Here is a 17985-nt window from a genome sequence, read left to right as displayed (position 1 = left end):
ACCGAATAATCTGAAGGTTTACAAAATCCGGTAGAGCAACCGCTCGATCCGCACCCGACTCACGCGCTTGAGAAACTTCGCCACCCCCGCCGGGTACTCCGGCAGAGTCTCCAGGTTCTGGAAGCTGGCAATCCGCGTGGTGTTGCGGAAGATCTCTTGCTGCTCCTTCGCCCGTGGCTCAAGCCACTCGCCTTGCGGATCATCGATCAAAAGAGCGTTTTCCAGGTCCAGACGAAACGCCCGTGGATTGAGGTTGTTGCCGGTCAGCAGCGTATAGCGCTGGTCGACCCACATGCCCTTGAGGTGATAGCTGTTGTCGCCATCCCGCCACAGATGCAGGTTCAACTGGCCGCTGTCGATGTTGCGCTGATGCCGCTTGGCAAAACGCCGCAGGCTGATTTCGTACAGATACGGCAGCGCCGCAATCACCTTGAACGGCTCGCTCGGCGGAATGTAGAAATCGTTGGCCGTCTTGTCGCCGACCACGATGTCGATCTTCACCCCACGGGCCAGCGCACGGTTGACCTCGCGGATGATCGGCAGCGGCAGGTTGAAGTACGGCGTGCAGATGGTCAGTTGCTGTTGCGCACTGGCGATCAGCTCGACAATCACCCGGTTCAACGGGTTGTTCTTGCCCACGCCCAGCAACGGACTGACCGACAGGCCGGTATGCGCGGTGCTGCCGGCACTGGTGTCGTACGCCGCATATTTGAGACGACTGCGCAGATCGCCGATGTCGTTGCGCAGGCTGCGGGTGGTCGGCAGGTTGGGCAGGTCGAGGCGATGCACAGCCTTGGATTCGATCAGGCCGTGCTTGACCAGGTGATGCATTGAATCCGCCAGTTCGCGGCTGTGCAGCACGTGGTAGCGGTCGAAACGGTACTTGTCGAACTTGTGCAGGTAGACGTTGTTCAGGCTTGCACCGCTGTAAACCACGCAATCGTCGATCACGAAGCCTTTCAGATGCAGGACGCCGAACAGTTCGCGGGTCTGCACCGGCACGCCGTAGACCGGCACTTCACTCTGATGGGTGCGGGTCATTTCCTGGTACCACGCCGAGTTGCCCGGCTGTTTGCCGGCACCGATCAACCCGCGCTGGGCGCGCAGCCAGTCAACCACCACGACGATCTCCAGCTCCGGGCGCTTGAGCTTGGCGGCGTGCAAGGCATCGAGGATTTCCTGACCGGCCTCGTCGTGCTGCAGATACAGCGCAACGATGTAGATGCGCCGGGTCGCCTCGGCGATTTTCTCCAGCAGGCAACGACGGAACTCGGCGGCGCCGGACAGAATGGTCACGGCCTCGGCAGTCAGCGGAAAGCTGCGCAGTTTGGGCAGCAAAGAGCGTTTGAAAAGCAACGGCATAGGGCTCGCAATGGGTCGAATCCGAAGAACCCGAGAGCTTACACCATCAACCGGTTCGGGTCTTGTTACTGTCTGTAATGACCCCTTCGCGAGCAAGCTCGCTCCCACAGTGGATCGCATTTCAAATGTGGGAGCGGGCTTGCTCGCGAAAGCGGTATCGCAGACACAAAAATAACTGCTTGACCAAGGAGAACGATCGTTCTACTGTTCGCCACATGAACGAAATCACTGACACCTCGACCCGCGACATCATTCTGGATGTCACCGAAAAGTTGATCTACAAAAGTGGCATCGCCGCCACCGGCATGGATCTTCTGGTGAAAACCGCCGGCGTCTCCAGAAAAAGCATCTACCGCTACTTCGCCAACAAGGAGGAGCTGACCGTAGCCGCCCTGCAACGCCGCGACGTGCGCTGGATGCATTGGTACAGAAGTGCTGTCGATCAGGCCGAAACCCCGACCGACCGCCTGCTCAACCTGTTTACCGTGCTCAAAAGCTGGTTCGCTTCGGAAGGTTTCCGTGGCTGTGCCTTCATCAATACCAGTGGCGAGACCGGTGACCCCGAAGACCCGGTGCGCCAGGTCGCCAAAGACCACAAACAGAAGCTGCTCGACTACCTGTGCGAGCTGTGTGCCGAACATGGCGTCGAAGATCCGCAACGTCTGGCCAGACAGTTGCTGATCCTGATTGACGGCGCCATTACCGTAGCGCTGGTGATGGGTGATCACAGTGCCGCTGATAATGCGCAATGCATGGCGCGTAAGTTATTGGACCTGTAACGCCTTAAATAAGCCTCAACCGTTGTTTAATCGTTAATTAGATCGGGAGACTGAAAATGTCGACTGCTGCCCAAGTGCGTCCGCCTTTACCGCCGTTCAACCGTGAATCGGCTATCGAAAAAGTACGTCTGGCCGAAGATGGCTGGAACTCCCGCGATCCCGAGAAGGTGTCGCTGGCCTACACCCTGGATACCAAATGGCGCAACCGCGCCGAGTTCGCCAACAACCGCGAAGAAGCCAAGGCCTTCCTGACCCGTAAATGGGCCAAGGAACTTGATTACCGCTTGATCAAGGAACTTTGGGCGTATTCGGACACGCGGATTGCCGTGCGCTATGCCTATGAATGGCACGACGATTCGGGCAACTGGTTTCGTTCCTACGGCAATGAAAACTGGGAGTTCGATAAGCACGGGCTGATGTTCCAGCGCTATGCCTGCATCAACGACATGCCGATCAAGGAAAGCGAGCGCAAGTTCCACTGGCCGCTGGGTCGGCGTCCGGATGATCATCCGGGGCTCTCCGATCTAGGCCTCTAAGTCCACATAGTTCCAATTGTAGGAGTGAGCCTGCTCGCGATAGCGGTGTGTCAGTCAGCCTGAATATTGACTGTTCATACGCAATCGCGAGCAGGCTCACTCCTACAGGTTTTTGTGGTGTTTCAGGCTACTGCGGCAGTCTTTTCAGCCTCCAGTTCCCGCACTAACGGCAACACACGTTTGCCGAAATACTCCACCTCCTCCTGAAAGTGCAGAAACCCCGCCAACACCAGATCCACCCCCACCGCTTTCAGCGCCACAATCCGCTCGGCAATCTGCTGTGGCGTGCCGATCAGGTTGGTCTTGAAGCCATCGTTGTATTGCACCAGATCCTCGAACGTCGATTTCGCCCAGTTACCCTCACCCTCCGGCGACGCCCTGCCCGCCTGCTTCGCGGCGTCACCGAAAGCGTTGACCGCGTCCGGGTCAGCCTGGTCGATGATCTGCGCCAGTACCGCACGCGCTTCTTCTTCAGTGTCGCGAGCAATCACGAAGGCGTTGACGCCGATCTTCACCGAGTGATTGTTGGCTGCCGCTTTGGCCCGGATGTCATCGACCTGCGCCTTGATCCCTTCGACGCTGTTGCCGTTGGTGAAATACCAGTCCGAGACCCGCGCCGCCATGTCCCTAGCCGCACGGGAACTACCGCCCTGAAAGATCTCCGGGCGGCCCAGCGGTTTCGGTTTGAGGCTGTAATTGTCGAAGCGGTAGAAGTCGCCGCGAAAGCTGAAGTTATCCTGGCTCCAGATCCCGCGCAGCGAGCGGATGAATTCCTCGGAACGCCGATAGCGCTCGTCGTGTTCCAGCCAATGTTCGCCGATGGCCTGGAATTCGCCCTTGAACCAACCGCTGACGATGTTCACCGCAATCCGGCCGTTGGTGAGTTGATCGATGGTCGCCAGTTGCTTGGCTGCCAGCGCCGGCTGCCATGGCCCCGGCAGAATCGCCGCGATCACCTTGAGCCTGGTGGTAGCCGCCAGCAGCGCATGACTGAACGCCACCGACTCATGCTGGAACTCGGCACCGTAACCGGCGGTAAAGCGGATCTGCGTCAAGGCGTACTCGAACCCGGCCGCTTCGGCGAGTTGCGCGAGTTTGCGGTTGTAGTCGATGCCCCAGTCGGTGCGCTGCTCGATTTTGCTGACCACCAGGCCGCCACTGACGTTCGGCACCCAGTAGGCGAATTTCACGGCTTGCTTGCTCATTGGCGTGTCCTCGGGACATTGGGAAGGTCAATGGGACAGAGCAGCAAGCGTGCCAGCGTCCAGAGGGCCGGTTTTATTGGGCTTGAGGCTGATGGAGTTGCATTGTTGGAGGGTGATTTGTTGTCGAGGTGTTGGGTGGGCAACAGTTGAATAGGCGGTGCCTGAGCCGACCTCTTCGCGAGCAAGCCCGCTCCCACAGGTTGAATGCATTCCAGAATGTGGGAGCGGGCTTGCTCGCGAAGGCGTCCGACGGGTCGCCGCAAAAGCCGGATACAGGTAACATGACCGACCTCCCGCAGCCCCTCTGCGCCCTGCCGAATAAGCCGATTCCATGCCTTTCGAACTCAGCGTTGACCTCACCACCCTGGCCGTTCTGGCCCTTGTCGCTTTCATTGCCGGTTTCATCGACGCCATTGCTGGCGGCGGCGGTCTGTTGACCACCCCGGCGCTGCTCACTGCCGGCCTGCCGCCGCACCTGGTGCTGGGCACCAACAAACTGAGTTCGACGTTCGGCTCGGCCACCGCCAGTTTCACCTTCTACCGACGCAAACTGTTCCACCCCCGGCAGTGGATGCACGCGATCGTCGGCACCCTGGTCGGTGCGCTCACCGGTGCCATCGTCGCGCACTATCTGCCGGCGGAATGGCTGAACAAGATGCTGCCGGTGATCGTCTTCGCCTGTGGCCTGTATCTGTTGTTCGGCGGCACGCCCAAAGCGCCGCTGGACAGCGACGCGCCGATCAAGAAGAAATGGCAATCGACCCAAGGCTTCAGCCTCGGTTTCTACGACGGCGTGGCCGGCCCTGGCACGGGTGCGTTCTGGACGGTCAGCAGCCTGCTGCTCTACCCGATCGACCTGGTCAAGGCCAGCGGTGTGGCGCGCAGCATGAACTTCGTCAGCAACATCGCGGCGCTGTCGGTGTTCGTGTTTTCCGGGCAAGTGGACTGGATCATCGGCCTGAGCATGGGCCTGTCGGTGATGGTCGGCGCGTTCTTCGGGGCGCGCACCGCGATCAGCGGCGGCGCCAAGTTCATTCGTCCGGTGTTCATCACCGTGGTATTGGGTTTGACCGTGCGCCTAGCCTGGCAACACTGGTTCAGCGTGGCCTAAGCGGCGGGCCACGTAGACGTCGATCAGATAACGGGCAATCGATTTTGACGCCGGCAACGGCGGCAGATCGTGCACGTTGAACCATTGGGCGTCTTCAATCTCGTCTTCCTGGCAGATGATCTCGCCCCCGGCGTATTCGGCATGGAAGCCGAGCATCATCGAATGCGGGAACGGCCAGCACTGGCTGCCTAGGTACTGGATGTTCTTCACTTCGATGCTGACTTCCTCGCGTACTTCGCGAATCAGGCAATCCTCCGCCGACTCGCCCGGCTCGGCGAACCCGGCCAGCGTGCTGTAGACCCCGGTGACGAAACGCGGTGAGCGCGCCAGCAGGATCTCGTCGCCACGGGTCACCAGCACGATCATGCTCGGCGAAATCCGCGGGTAACTGCGCAGGTCGCACGGCTGGCAATACATCGCTCGCTCGCGCGGCACCTGCGTCATCGCCTGCCCACAGTTGCCGCAGAAGCGATGTTCACGCGCCCAGGTGCCGATCTGCGCGGCATAACCAAGCACCTTGTAGACAGTGTGATCGCCATCGAGCATGAACGCCCGCAGACCTTTCCAGTTGCAGCCCGGCACGTCGCTGGAACTGCGCAGCTCCAGCAGATACACCGGCTCGCCATCGAGATGGCCGATGCCGTGTTCGGCGAGGATCGACAAGTCCTGACGCTTGAGCCATTCCCGGGGGAACAGCGCGCCGTTGTCATCGAACAGAAAGCCTTCGGGGCTGCGCGCCACGGCCCAGCCGCCGGGTTGATCGGTGTCCAGTACTGCAGTGGTCCAGCGAGCTGTCATGGTTTCTCAATCCAGAAATTCGGGTTTCTGTTTACTCATATGGGCGGCCATGGCCACGCGCAAGTCGGTGGATTGCAACATGGCGGCGTTCCAGGTGGCAACGTATTCGAGGCCGTCATCGATGCGATGGTCGCGCATGTAGCTGATCATTTCCTTGGTGCCGGTGACCGCGATTGGCGATTTGCTGGCGATCTCGCGAGCAATGTCCATCACGCCTTCGAGCAGCAGCTCCTTGTCAGCGTAAACACGATTGACCAGACCGATGCTGCGCGCTTCATCTGCGCCGAAAGTGCGCCCGGTGTAAGCCAGTTCACGCAGCATGCCGTCCCCGATGATCCGTGGCAACCGTTGCAAAGTGCCAACATCGGCAGCCATACCGATATCGATTTCCTTGATCGAGAACTGCGCGTCTTCGGCGGCGTAGCGCATATCGCACGCAGCAATCAGGTCAATCGCACCGCCGAGGCAGTAGCCCTGAATCGCCGCCAGTACCGGTTTGCGGCAGTTGTCGACAGCATTGAACGAGGCTTGCAGGGTGAGAATCTTGCGCCGCAGCAGGCGCGCGTTACGGCCGACGTCCTTGCCCAGTTCATTGGCGACGCCGGCGAGCATCATCAGGTCGATACCCGAGGAAAAGTGTTTGCCGTTGCCACTCAGTACCACCACCCGCACTTCGTCGGTGTCATCGATCCACTGGAAAATCTCGACGATCTCGCTCCAGAACGCGGCGTTCATCGAGTTGATCTTTTCCGGGCGATTGATCTGCACATGCGCGATGTTGTCGGCCAGTTCGACGCTGAAGGCGGTGTATTGAGTCATGGCAGTGATCCTTTACCGGGCTGAAAATGAGGCCCGAACTATACCAAGGCATGACGATGGCGGTTCGGCCAAATGCGGGACTGCTTCGAGAAATGGGGTGACAGGGCTGGCCTCTTCGCGAGCAAGCCCGCTCCCACAGGGTCAGGTTTGATCACAGACTTTGTGATCCACCCAAGACCTGTGGGAGCGTGGCTTGCCCGCGATAGGCTCACCGCCGATCTAACTAACCTTCACCGCCACATAAGCCGCCGTCTCATAAGGCACCGTCAGCACATGCCGCCCACGCAACGCCGGCTCCGAGGCAATCAACACGCGAATCTGCTCATCAACCTTGTCGCGCTGCGCCTGCGGCAATGCTGCAATGAAACTGGTGGAGCGCACCCGATTGAAAATCACGTCCTCGGGCGAGCCGGTGTGCCCATGATGAAACTGCTGCAACTGCAACGGCCCGAACGCCGGATGCGGAAACGCCTGACGCCATTGGCCGGTGTAGTAACGCGGCGTGTCCCCCTCCAGCGCATTCACGATAGCGTCGAGTTTCGGCACCCAGCTGACCTGTGTATCGCGCAGGTTCCAGATCAGCCCGAGTCTGCCGCCAGGCTTGAGTACGCGGGCGATTTCCGTCAGGGCTTCCGGGGTGGCGAACCAATGGAACGCCTGCGCGCAGACCACTGCATCCACCGACGCGTCAGGCAGAGGCAGATCGGTCGCGGTACCGCTCACCGCCAACACCTGCGGCCAGGCAGCGGAAAGTTTTTCCAGCATCTGCGCCACCGGTTCCACGGCGATCACCTGCGCGTCGGTGGCCGCCAGCCGGCCGGTGAACTTGCCGGTGCCGGCACCCAGATCGATGACGGTCTTGTGACTGTCCAGACCCAACGTCTGGGTCAGCCACTGACTGACCTGCGGCGGATAGTCCGGGCGGCCCTTAATGTAGGTGTCAGCGGCAGTCTTGTAGCCGGCAGCAGCGGAATGATGGACCTGATCTTTCATGGCAGTTCCTCGTGTGTCAGCGCCGGGGCATGGCAAAGCGCTGGATGGACGGCAGGCGTAGCCGAGCATAACGCCGCGATTTGCGCGTACCTTGAACAGAGCCTGACAAAGCAATGAATAAAATGCCGGGCTGTGGTGTTCAAAGTGAAACATAACCCTCTGTGGAGCCTTGCCCATGACTATCCGTTCCGTTATGTTCGCCGCCCCGTTGCTGCTGGTCACCGTGTTGTCCGCATCGATGGCGTTTGCCAACGGTGATGAAAGCGCGCCCGTGCAGAAGCCCAACTGCCCCAAAGGCCAGGTCTGGGACAGCAAATCACAGAAATGTGTGCTGCAGACCAGCGGCGCCGTACGGGATGTCGATCGCACCGACTATGCCTACCGATTGGCCAAGGACGGTCGCTACGAAGAGGCCCTGGCTCTGCTCGACACCCTGCAACAACCGAACACCGCCAAAGCCCTCAACTATCGCGGTTACGCCACGCGAAAACTGGGACGTACCGATGAAGGCATCGGCTATTACCTGCAATCGGTGAAACTCGATCCGCAGTACGCGCAAGTGCGTGAATACCTCGGCGAAGCCTATGTGATCAAAGGCCGCGTCGACCTGGCGCAGGAGCAATTGCAGCAGATCAAATCGATTTGCGGCACCGCCTGCGAGGAATACCAGGACCTGGCTGAAGCCATCAACGATTCATCGAAAACCTGACATAGATAAAGGAACGCCATCATCGTCAGCGATCAGGCATTCAGAGCGGAACTCGGACAGCATCTGGCGCGGCTGTGGCGCTACGGCCTGCTGCTGTCGCGCAATCGGCACGTGGCCGAGGATCTGGTGCAGGCCACGTGTGTACGGGCGCTGGAGCGTGCCGGCCAATATGTGGCCGGCACGCGCATGGATCGCTGGTTGCTGAGCATCCTGCATTCAATCTGGCTCAACGAAGTGCGCGCGCGTCGGGTGCGTCAGGGCGCCGGTCAGGTCGATGCCGACGCGCAACTGGCCTTCGATGGCGAATACGCCGCGCAGACTCATGTGATGGCGGCGCAAGTGATTCGCCGGGTCGATGCGTTGCCGGAAACCCAGCGCGAAACCGTGTATCTGGCTTATGTCGAAGGCCTGTCCTACCGCGAAGTCGCCGAGATCCTGCAAGTGCCGATCGGCACGGTCATGAGCCGTCTGGCCACCGCGCGCCTGAAACTGGCTGAATACCCGCCCCTGCAAGCCGTGCCGAAAACCACCGGAGGTGACCGCCCATGAACAAGCCCTCCGACGAACAACTGGTGGCCTACCTCGACGACGAGCTGGACCCCGCGTATCGCGCCCAGCTCGACAGCGCGATTGCCGACGACCCCTTGCTCAGCCTGCGCGTGCAATGGTTCGAACGCAGCAGCCTGCCGTACAAGGAAGCCTATGACGAACTGGCGCAACAGGCACCGCTGGAACGTTTGCAGGCGCGCCTCGATGCCATCCCCGCCCCTCAGCAGCCAGGCCTGAGCCGACGCTGGTTCATCGGTGCGGCCGCCGCGAGTCTGCTGGCGGGCGGCGTGTTGGCCGATCGCCTGTTTCTCGCCTGGCAAACGCAGCAAACGCATAACTGGCGCGCCCTGGTGGGCGACTACATGGCACTGTATGTGCCGCAAACCCTCGATCACCTGCCCAGTGACGAAGCCAGCCAGCGCGCGCAACTGCGTGCGGTGGATGCACGATTGGGGCTGAGTCTGTCGCCGGCACTGGTGAGGTTACCGGGCGCCGAACTCAAACGTGCACAAATGCTCGAGTACGACGGTGTGCCGATTGCGCAACTGACCTATCTCGATGCGAAACACGGGCCGCTGGCCTTGTGCGTGACTCGCTCCAACAGTGGCAGCCAGCCTTTGGCGCACGAACGGCGCCACGAAATGAACGTGGTGTACTGGACCGAAGGTGAGCATGCGTGGATGTTGATCGGGCACAACCCGGCGCCGGCGCTGGAAGACCTGGCAAAACACCTGGTCGACAAGCTGGGCGCGTGAGTGCCGCTCCACTATGCTGAGCGGGTGATTATCCAAGGAGGAAGCCCCGATGCAGATTTCACCCCGCACCGCCCTGCTGGTCATTGACGTGCAGAACGACTTCATCCCCGGCGGCCAGTTGGCCGTGCCCGAAGGCGATCAGATCGTGCCGCTGATCAATCGCCTCGGTGGCCTGTTCAAACAGGTGGTGATTGCCCAGGACTGGCACCCGAGCGGCCACGCGTCCTTTGCCTCAAGCCACCCCGGACACCAGCCTTACGAGGTAATTCAGTTGCCCTACGGCGAGCAGGTACTCTGGCCGGAGCATTGTGTGCAAGGCACTGCCGGCGCCGAGTTTCACCCCGAGCTGAACCTGCCGCACGCGCAACTGATCATCCGCAAGGGCTGTAATCCGGACATCGACAGCTATTCGGCGTTTCTCGAGGCGGACCGGCGCACCACCACCGGTCTGGCCGGTTATCTGAAGGAGCGCGGTATCGACACGGTGTACATGGTCGGTCTGGCGCTGGATTTCTGCGTAATGTTTTCTGCGCTGGATGCACGGGCGGCGGGGTTCAACGCGTTCGTGGTGCTGGATGCCTGTCGTGCCATTGACAGGGATGGGTCACTGGCAGCGGCGATGGAGCGGATGCAGACGGCCGGGGTTGGCTTGATTCAGTCGAACCAACTGATCTGAGCAACACAAGCCCGCTCCCACGGGTTTCGGGTCAAGTCATGTCAGGCAACCACAACCTGAACCGCGCCCCACCCAGCGGCGAACTTTCAACTGTCAAGGTCCCGCCCTGCGCTTCCAGCGCCCGACGGCTGATGGCCAGGCCCAGACCAAAGCCGCCGGTAGCCCGATCACGACTGCGATCAAGTCGATAAAACGGTTCGAAAATCCGCTCACGCTCATCATCCGGGATGCCAATGCCATCGTCGTCGACCCAGATCTCGCAACCATCGGGGCTGACCTGCACGCCAATCTGAATGCGTTTTTCGCAATAGCGCATGGCATTGCGCAGCAGGTTCTGGATCGCCCGGGCGGTCAGGCGCGGATCCAGCGTGAAACGTTCGAGCTGACCGTGCAGCAGCACATCGATGACGATGTCCGGCGAGTCCAGTTCTTCATCGACACTGCCCAGAATGCTGTCGATGAACTCATCCAGCGAAACCTCGACCTGTTCCGGCAACTGCGCCGGGTTCTGCAGGCGGCTGTAGGACAGCAGTTCCAGCACCAGCTCATCCAGTTCCCGAATGTGTGCGACCAGTCCTTGCAGGCGCTCGCGACTGGTCGCCGGCAAATCATCGGACAGCGCCAGGGCCAGACCGAAGTCCAGACGGGTCAGCGGCGTGCGCAATTCGTGGGACACCGCATTCAGCAGGTCGCGCTGCTGATTGAGCAGATTTTCGATATCGCCGGCCATGGTATCGAACACGTTGGCCAGGCTGCCGATGTTGGAGCTGGCGGGGATCTGCGTGCGCTCGTTCAGGTGGCCCTTGCCGAAGCGTTCGGCGGCGCCCTTGAGGCGTTCAAGATCGCGCCAGTGCGGACGAATCCACAGCAGCAGGCAGGCGAGCATGCTCGCGCCGATCAGCACGTTGATGCTCCAGTACAACAGATTGACGTCCAGCGGATCCGGCGGCACCACCATCTGCACGGCAACGTCATCGTTCAGCGGCGTGACCGCCAAGGTGCGCCATCCCCAATCGCCGATACGCACCACGTTTTCCCCGGCGCGCAAGCGCACTTGCTCGGGGGCGGTGAACCCGGCGTCGTCGATGCGCGCCAGTGCGATGTGCAGCGGCTGGAAGTCCTTGTCCATCGATTGCGCCAGTGCCGGCCACTGATCCTGCGGCACCGCGTGAAACTGCCGGGTGATCAGCGATTGCAGGCCGCGCGAGTAGTCGAGGTTGTAGGTGATGAAGCGCTCGCGGAACGCCATGATCACCAGATCCGGCACCAGATAGATCGCCGCGCTGTAGGAGACGATCGTCACCAGATACAGGCGAAACAGGATTCTGAACATCAGCTCAGCATTCCCACTCGGAGCGGCTGAACAGGTAGCCCTTGCCCCATACCGTCTTGATCTTGCGCGCCTCGCCCGCATGGTCGTCGAACTTGCGCCGCAGCTTGGAAATCGCCACGTCCACCGAGCGGTCGGTGCCGTTGAACTCGATGCCGCGCAGGCGTTGCAGGATTTGATCGCGGCTCAGCACTTCCCCGGCATGCCGGGCCAGCACCACCAGCAAATTGTATTCGCCGCTGGACAGTTCCACCGGTTGCTCGCGCCAGGTCACGGTGCGCTCGGACAGGTCGATGCAGAGATTGCCCATGACAATGCGGTCATTGACCGTCATCGGTTCACCGAGGCTGCTGCGCCGCAGCAAAGTACGCACCCGGGCCAGCAGAACCCGTGGCTCGCAGGGTTTGGTGACGTAATCGTCGGCGCCCATTTCCAGGCCCAGCACCTGATCGTGACTGTCGTCGCGGGCGGTCAGCATCAGGATCGGCAGCGTCGCCGAATCGGCCCGCAGCAAGCGGCAGACCTGCAGGCCGTCGAGACCGGGCAGCATCAGGTCGAGGATCACCAGATCCGGCGGATTGATCCGTGCCCGCTCGCGCACGTGGTCACCACGGCCGATCACGCTGACGGAATAGCCGTTGCGCTCCAGGTAGCTGGAAATCAGTTCGGCGAGGGCGGTGTCGTCTTCGACCAGGAGGATGTTGGGCATGGGGTGTTCCAGGAAAGTGCTGTGGCGACTGTTTGGGCCTCATCGCGAGCAGGCTCACTCCTACAAGGTTCGTGTCTGACACAGTTCCAATGTAGGAGTGAGCCTGCTCGCGATGGCGGTTTATCTGTCGCAATAAATTTCAAGGCGTAAAGGATATACGCCCTCGCCCGTCCCTGAGTAAAACCCTTACACAATTTCACACAGCGCCTACAAAGCTTCACCGCTACCCTCGGCGTCTGGCCTTAGGATGCGGGCTTCAATATTGGGGGTGGTACATGTCAAAAAATCTTCTGGCCGGGCTCGGCCTGATCGCCGCTGCGCTGTTGCTGAGCGCCTGTGATTCGTCCTCGAAGGCCGAAGAAGAAGCGCCGCCAGCTACCGTGCGCATCGAGACCATCGAGGCCCGCCCCCTGTCGATCAGCAGCGAACTGAGCGGGCGTATCGCCGCCCCGCGCATCGCTGAAGTGCGTGCCCGAGTGGCCGGGGTGGTGTTGCAACGGACCTTCCGTGAAGGCAGCGACGTGAAAAAGGGTGACGTGCTGTTTCGCATCGACCCGGCACCGTTCAAGGCTGATCTCGATAGCGCCGAAGCCGCGTTGCGCAAGGCCGAGGCCAATGCCTTCCAGGCCAGGCTGCAGGAACAACGCTACGCGCAGTTGATCGACGACAAGGCCATCAGCGCTCAGGATTACGACAACGCCCGCGCCAATGCCCGGCAAACCGCCGCCGATGTGGCGGCCAATAAAGCTGCAGTGGAACGCGCGAAGCTGAACCTCGGCTACGCCACCGTCACCGCGCCGATTTCCGGGCGGGTCGGCCGTGCATTGGTCACTGAAGGTGCGCTGGTCGGGCAGAACGAAACCACGCCGCTGGCGCTGATTCAGCAGCTCAACCCGATCTACGCCGACCTTACTCAGTCGACCCGTGAACTCAACGAACTGCGTCGCGCGCTCCGTTCCGGGCAGTTGCAGGCAGTCGGTCAGGATCAGGTCAAGGCCACGCTGATTCAGGATGACGGCAGCCTCTATCCGTTGCCGGGCAAATTGCTGTTCAGCGACATCAGCGTCGATCCGGGCACCGGCCAGATCATTCTGCGCAGCGAGTTCCCCAATCCCGATCTCGACCTGCTGCCGGGCAGCTTCATACGTGTACGTCTGCAACAAGCCACCGTACAGAACGGCATCACCGTGCCGCAACGTGCGGTGCAGCGTGACAGCGCGGGTATCGCCCAGGTGCTGACCGTCGACGAGCAGATGCGCGTCGCCCAGCAGCCGGTGCAACTGGGCGCGGTGCAGAACGACCGCTGGATCGTCACCGGCGGCCTCAAGCCCGGCGACCGCATTGTCATCGAAGGCCTGCAACACGCCCGTCCAGGCGAAAAAGTGCAGATCGACGACACCCCTCTTCCACTTGCCCAGACCTCTGGTCAGTAAGCAGGACGCTTTCATATGCCGCAGTTCTTTATCGATCGCCCGGTGTTCGCCTGGGTTGTCGCCCTGTTCATCCTGTTGGCCGGTGCGCTGGCCATTCCGCAATTGCCGGTGGCGCAGTACCCCGATGTCGCGCCGCCACAGATCGAAATCTACGCGGTGTACCCTGGCGCCTCGGCGCAGACCGTCGATGAAAGCGTGGTCAGCCTGATCGAAGAAGAACTCAACGGCGCCGATCACCTGCTGTACTTCGAATCGCAGAGCAGCCTCGGCAGCGCGACGATCAAAGCGACGTTCCAGCCGGGCACTAACCCGGAACTGGCGCAGGTCGATGTGCAGAACCGCCTCAAAGTGGTCGAGTCGCGCCTGCCGCAGGCAGTCAATCAGCAAGGCCTGCAGGTGGAGAAAGTCTCTGCCGGCTTCCTGTTGCTGATCACCCTGACCTCCAGCGACGGCAAGCTTGATGACGTAGCGCTCAGTGATTATCTGGCGCGCAACGTGATGAACGAGATCAAACGCATCGACGGCGTCGGCAAGGCGCAGCTGTATGGCGCCGAACGGGCGATGCGGATCTGGATCGATCCGCAGAAGCTGATCGGTTTCAACCTGACCCCGGCTGACGTCAACGCCGCCATCGTCGCGCAAAACGCCCAGGTGTCGGCGGGCAGTATTGGCGACTTGCCCAACCCATCCTCGCAGGAAATCACCGCGACCATTCTGGTCAAGGGGCAGTTGTCGACGCCGGAAGAGTTCGCCGACATCGTGCTCAAGGCCAATCCGGACGGCTCCACCGTACGCATCGGCGATGTGGCACGGGTCGAAGTCGGCAGTCAGGAATACCAGTTCGGCACGCGCCTGAACGGCAAGCCGTCCACCGCCGTCGGCGTGCAGTTGGCGCCTGGGGCCAATGCGCTGGCGACCGCCACATTGATCCGGGCGAAGATGGACGAACTGTCGCGCTACTTCCCGGCCGGCGTCGAATACAAGATTCCGTACGACACCTCGCCGTTCGTCAAAGTCTCGATCACCAAGGTTGTCTACACCCTCGGCGAAGCGATGCTGCTGGTGTTTGCGGTGATGTTTCTGTTCCTGCAGAACATCCGCTACACGCTGATCCCGACGCTGGTGGTGCCGGTGGCCCTGATGGGCACCTTCGCCACCATGCTCGCGCTGGGTTTCTCGATCAACGTGCTGACTATGTTCGGCATGGTCCTGGCGATCGGCATTCTGGTGGACGATGCTATTGTCGTGGTGGAAAACGTCGAGCGGATCATGGCCACTGAAGGCCTGTCGCCGAAAGAAGCGACGCGCAAGGCGATGAAGCAGATTACCGGGGCGATCATCGGCATTACCCTGGTGCTGGTGGCGGTGTTCATCCCGATGGCGTTCATGCAGGGTTCGGTGGGCGTGATTTACCGGCAGTTCTCGCTGTCGATGGCGACATCGATCCTGTTCTCGGCGTTCCTTGCCCTGACGCTGACGCCGGCACTGTGCGCCACGCTGCTCAAGCCGATTGCCAAGGGCGAGCATCATGAGAAGAGCGGATTCTTCGGCTGGTTCAACCGCCGCTTCGAGCAACTGACCGATCGCTATCAAGGCTGGGTCGGCTACGCGCTGAAGCGCAGCGGGCGTTATCTGCTGATCTACGGCGTGCTGCTGATCGGCATGGGGTTGTGCTTTGCGCGTCTGCCCTCCTCGTTCCTGCCGGTTGAGGATCAGGGTTACACCATCACCGACATTCAGTTGCCGCCGGGTGCGAGCAAAAACCGTACGGTGCAGGTGGTCGAGCAGATCGAGGCGCACAACGCCAGTGAACTGGGGGTTGGCGACAGCACGGTGATTCTCGGCTTCAGCTTCTCCGGCAGCGGGCAGAATGCGGCGCTGGCGTTTACCACTCTCAAGAACTGGTCTGAACGCGGCCATGATGATTCCGCCACCTCGATTGCCGATCGCGCCAACATCGCCCTGAGCCAGATCAAGGATGCCATCGCGTTCGCTGTGTTGCCGCCACCGGTTGACGGTCTCGGTACTTCCAGCGGCTTCGAATTCCGTCTGCAGGATCGCGGCGGTCTCGGTCACGCGACATTGATGCAGGCGCGCACCGAATTGCTCGCCGCCGCCGAGAAAAGCCCGGTACTGATGAACGTGCGCGAAAGCGCGCTGGCCGAAGCGCCGCAGGTGCAACTGGAGGTAGACCGCAAGCAGGCCAATGCGCTGGGCGTGTCGTTTGCTGACATCGGCAGCGTGTTGTCCACCGCCGTGGGTTCCTCCTACATCAATGATTTCCCCAATCAGGGACGCATGCAGCGGGTGGTGGTCCAGGCCGAAGGCGATCAGCGCAGTCAGGTTGATGATCTGCTGAAAATGCACGTGCGCAACAACGCCGGGCACATGGTGCCGCTGTCGGCGTTCGTTCAGGCCAAGTGGACGCAAGGCCCGGCGCAACTGACCCGTTATAACGGTTATCCGGCGATTGCGATTTCCGGCGAACCGTCGCCGGGGCACAGTACCGGTGAAGCGATGGCGGAGATTGAACGCTTGGTCGCTCAGGGGCCGAAAGGTCTGGGTCAGGAATGGACCGGGCTGTCGTTGCAGGAACGTTTGTCCGGCAGTCAGGCGCCGATCCTGCTCGGTCTGTCGTTGCTGATCGTGTTCCTGTGCCTGGCGGCGCTGTACGAGAGCTGGTCGATTCCGACTTCGGTGCTGCTGGTGGTGCCGCTGGGTGTGCTCGGCGCAGTGCTGGCGGTGACCTTGCGCGGCATGCCCAACGACGTGTTCTTCAAGGTCGGGCTGATTACCATCATCGGTCTTTCGGCGAAGAACGCGATCCTGATCATCGAGTTCGCCAAGAGCCTGTACGACGAAGGTCACGACCTGATCGACGCGACGTTGCAAGCCGCGCGCCTGCGTCTGCGCCCGATCGTCATGACTTCGCTGGCGTTCATCCTCGGCGTGGTGCCGTTGGCCATCGCCACTGGCGCCAGTTCGGCGAGCCAGCAAGCTATCGGCACCGGAGTGATCGGCGGGATGATCACGGCGACGCTGGCGGTGATCTTCGTGCCATTGTTCTTTGTAGTAGTGATGAAGCTCGTACAACGCTTCACCAAACACCACTGATCCCTGTGGGAGCGGGCTTGCTCGCGAAGGCGTCGTGTCAGTCAGTATTCATGTAGCTGACACACCGCTTTCGCGAGCAAGCCCGCTCCCACAAGGTCATTCGAACAGTCGGGGCAGTGTTCATCCGGTGATTTTCGTGCCGTTGTTCTTTGTGGTGGTGATGAAGCTCGTACAACGCTTCACTAAACACCATTGATCCCTGTGGGAGCGGGCTTGCTCGCGAAGGCATCGTGTCAGTCAGTATTCATGTAGCTGACACACCGCTTTCGCGAGCAAGCCCGCTCCCACAAGGTCATCGAACAGTCAAGTCAGTGGTCATCCGAGACGTCGCTGGGCTAAGGTGTAAAAACATCCTGGCCCATCGAGTCCCCATGCGCTTTCTCGCCCGCACCCACCCTCGCCTGTCCGGCGCCGCTTTGGTCGGCCTTGCCACCGGCCTGCTGGTCCCTGCCGACTCCGTCGTCAGCAAAATCCTCATCGGCTGGAACGCCGGCGTCTGGACTTACCTGATCCTGATGTTCTGGCTCGCCACCCGAGCCAAGGCACCGGACGTCAAACGCATCGCCGTCGTCGAAGACGAGAATGCCGGACTGGTGCTGTTCGTGGTGTGCATCGCAGCATTGGCCAGCCTGGCCGCCATCACCCTGGAGTTGGCCGGCACCAAGGATCTGGATACCCATCACAAACTTCTGCATTACGCGTTCACCGCCGTCACCGTCGTAGGTTCCTGGCTGGTGATCGGGGTGATCTTCTGTGTGCACTACGCGCGCCTGTTTTACACCTGGGACGGCAAGGAACCGGCCCTGCGTTTCGCTGAAGGTCTGACCACGCCCAATTATTGGGACTTCCTGTATTTCTCCTTCACCATCGGCGTGGCAGTGCAGACTGCCGATGTCGGCGTGGCTACCCGCGATATTCGCAAGATCGTCCTGGCGCAATCATTGATCGGTTTTGTGTTCAACACCGCGATTCTGGGCTTTTCGATCAATATTGCTGCCGGCCTGTTTGGCTGAGCATTGCGCAGATACTTCAGTAACGCTGAGCACCGCCCGTCGGCGCCAAGTTGAAGTACCACGCGCATTCACTTGACGGAGTGTCAGCTTCTGG

17 protein-coding genes are annotated in these 17985 nt (G+C 60.9%); 10 read left to right on the top strand and 7 right to left on the bottom strand.

The genetic code is table 11. The annotated features are described in order from the left end of the window. Positions 1-18 precede the first annotated feature (18 nt). Complete coding sequence (pssA, locus tag ACOYXI_RS04905; protein WP_115989828.1) at positions 19-1362, bottom strand: CDP-diacylglycerol--serine O-phosphatidyltransferase; 1344 nt, start codon at positions 1360-1362, stop codon at positions 19-21. Positions 1363-1577: 215 nt separating this feature from the next. Between pssA and ACOYXI_RS04900 the strand changes: the two genes are divergently transcribed. Both ACOYXI_RS04900 and ACOYXI_RS04895 read left to right on the top strand, forming a co-directional pair. After that, positions 1578-2141, top strand: a complete 564-nt coding sequence (locus tag ACOYXI_RS04900) for a TetR/AcrR family transcriptional regulator (RefSeq protein ID WP_461674446.1) — start codon at positions 1578-1580, stop codon at positions 2139-2141. Positions 2142-2197: 56 nt separating this feature from the next. Further along, complete coding sequence (locus tag ACOYXI_RS04895; RefSeq protein ID WP_461674445.1) at positions 2198-2677, top strand: nuclear transport factor 2 family protein; 480 nt, start codon at positions 2198-2200, stop codon at positions 2675-2677. Between the two features lie 122 nt (positions 2678-2799). On the opposite strand, the gene sfnG is transcribed toward ACOYXI_RS04895, so the two are convergent. Then, the gene (gene sfnG / locus ACOYXI_RS04890) at positions 2800-3882 is read right to left on the bottom strand and encodes a dimethylsulfone monooxygenase SfnG (RefSeq protein ID WP_135295762.1); all 1083 of its coding nucleotides are present in this window, start codon (positions 3880-3882) and stop codon (positions 2800-2802) included. 331 nt (positions 3883-4213) lie between these two features. Here sfnG and ACOYXI_RS04885 point away from each other — a divergent pair, with 331 nt between their 5' ends. Beyond that, on the top strand, positions 4214-4993 hold the full coding sequence (locus ACOYXI_RS04885; protein ID WP_027611974.1) for a TSUP family transporter: 780 nt from the start codon (positions 4214-4216) through the stop codon (positions 4991-4993). Here ACOYXI_RS04885 and nudC read toward each other — a convergent pair. From nudC to ACOYXI_RS04870, 3 genes are all read right to left on the bottom strand, one after another. Further along, entirely contained in the window at positions 4961-5791 is an 831-nt protein-coding gene (gene nudC / locus ACOYXI_RS04880; protein ID WP_461674444.1) for an NAD(+) diphosphatase, read from the bottom strand. The two genes, ACOYXI_RS04885 and nudC, sit on opposite strands and share 33 nt — an antisense overlap. A 6-nt stretch (positions 5792-5797) precedes the next feature. Continuing rightward, a complete protein-coding gene (locus ACOYXI_RS04875; RefSeq protein WP_027611976.1) occupies positions 5798-6610 on the bottom strand; it encodes a crotonase/enoyl-CoA hydratase family protein in 813 nt (270 codons plus the stop codon). 219 nt (positions 6611-6829) lie between these two features. Then, entirely contained in the window at positions 6830-7603 is a 774-nt protein-coding gene (locus tag ACOYXI_RS04870) for a class I SAM-dependent methyltransferase (protein WP_461674443.1), read from the bottom strand. 175 nt (positions 7604-7778) lie between these two features. On the opposite strand from ACOYXI_RS04870, the gene ACOYXI_RS04865 reads away from it, so the two are divergent. From ACOYXI_RS04865 to pncA, 4 genes are all read left to right on the top strand, one after another. Further along, on the top strand, positions 7779-8312 hold the full coding sequence (locus ACOYXI_RS04865) for a tetratricopeptide repeat protein (RefSeq protein ID WP_210557070.1): 534 nt from the start codon (positions 7779-7781) through the stop codon (positions 8310-8312). Between the two features lie 90 nt (positions 8313-8402). Further along, the gene (locus ACOYXI_RS04860; protein ID WP_245223462.1) at positions 8403-8861 is read left to right on the top strand and encodes a sigma-70 family RNA polymerase sigma factor; all 459 of its coding nucleotides are present in this window, start codon (positions 8403-8405) and stop codon (positions 8859-8861) included. Then, the gene (locus ACOYXI_RS04855; protein ID WP_461674442.1) at positions 8858-9616 is read left to right on the top strand and encodes an anti-sigma factor family protein; all 759 of its coding nucleotides are present in this window, start codon (positions 8858-8860) and stop codon (positions 9614-9616) included. The genes ACOYXI_RS04860 and ACOYXI_RS04855 overlap by 4 nt, the downstream gene beginning before the upstream one ends. 49 nt (positions 9617-9665) lie before the next feature. After that, positions 9666-10292 (top strand): bifunctional nicotinamidase/pyrazinamidase, encoded by a 627-nt coding sequence (gene pncA, locus ACOYXI_RS04850; protein WP_098963969.1) that lies wholly within the window; start codon positions 9666-9668, stop codon positions 10290-10292. Between the two features lie 31 nt (positions 10293-10323). Here pncA and ACOYXI_RS04845 read toward each other — a convergent pair whose 3' ends face one another. Together ACOYXI_RS04845 and ACOYXI_RS04840 are read right to left on the bottom strand one after the other, a co-directional pair. Beyond that, positions 10324-11625: an ATP-binding protein gene (locus tag ACOYXI_RS04845; RefSeq protein ID WP_027611982.1), complete on the bottom strand. Its 1302-nt coding sequence runs from the start codon at positions 11623-11625 to the stop codon at positions 10324-10326. Between the two features lie 4 nt (positions 11626-11629). After that, a complete protein-coding gene (locus tag ACOYXI_RS04840; RefSeq protein WP_003224662.1) occupies positions 11630-12331 on the bottom strand; it encodes a response regulator in 702 nt (233 codons plus the stop codon). Positions 12332-12606: 275 nt separating this feature from the next. On the opposite strand from ACOYXI_RS04840, the gene ACOYXI_RS04835 reads away from it, so the two are divergent. The 3 genes from ACOYXI_RS04835 (at position 12607) to ACOYXI_RS04825 (ending at position 17891) form a co-directional block, all read left to right on the top strand. Next, positions 12607-13764, top strand: a complete 1158-nt coding sequence (locus ACOYXI_RS04835) for an efflux RND transporter periplasmic adaptor subunit (RefSeq protein WP_134786329.1) — start codon at positions 12607-12609, stop codon at positions 13762-13764. Between the two features lie 15 nt (positions 13765-13779). Next, positions 13780-16878, top strand: a complete 3099-nt coding sequence (locus tag ACOYXI_RS04830) for a multidrug efflux RND transporter permease subunit (RefSeq protein ID WP_461674441.1) — start codon at positions 13780-13782, stop codon at positions 16876-16878. Between the two features lie 371 nt (positions 16879-17249). Continuing rightward, positions 17250-17891 (top strand): DUF1345 domain-containing protein, encoded by a 642-nt coding sequence (locus ACOYXI_RS04825; protein ID WP_461674440.1) that lies wholly within the window; start codon positions 17250-17252, stop codon positions 17889-17891. The last annotated feature ends 94 nt before the right edge of the window (positions 17892-17985 follow it).

It is taken from the genome of Pseudomonas sp. G3-19 (assembly GCF_054855875.1).
The sequence above is the reverse complement of the archived record's forward strand: the minus strand, read 5'-3'. Positions and strand labels throughout refer to the sequence as shown.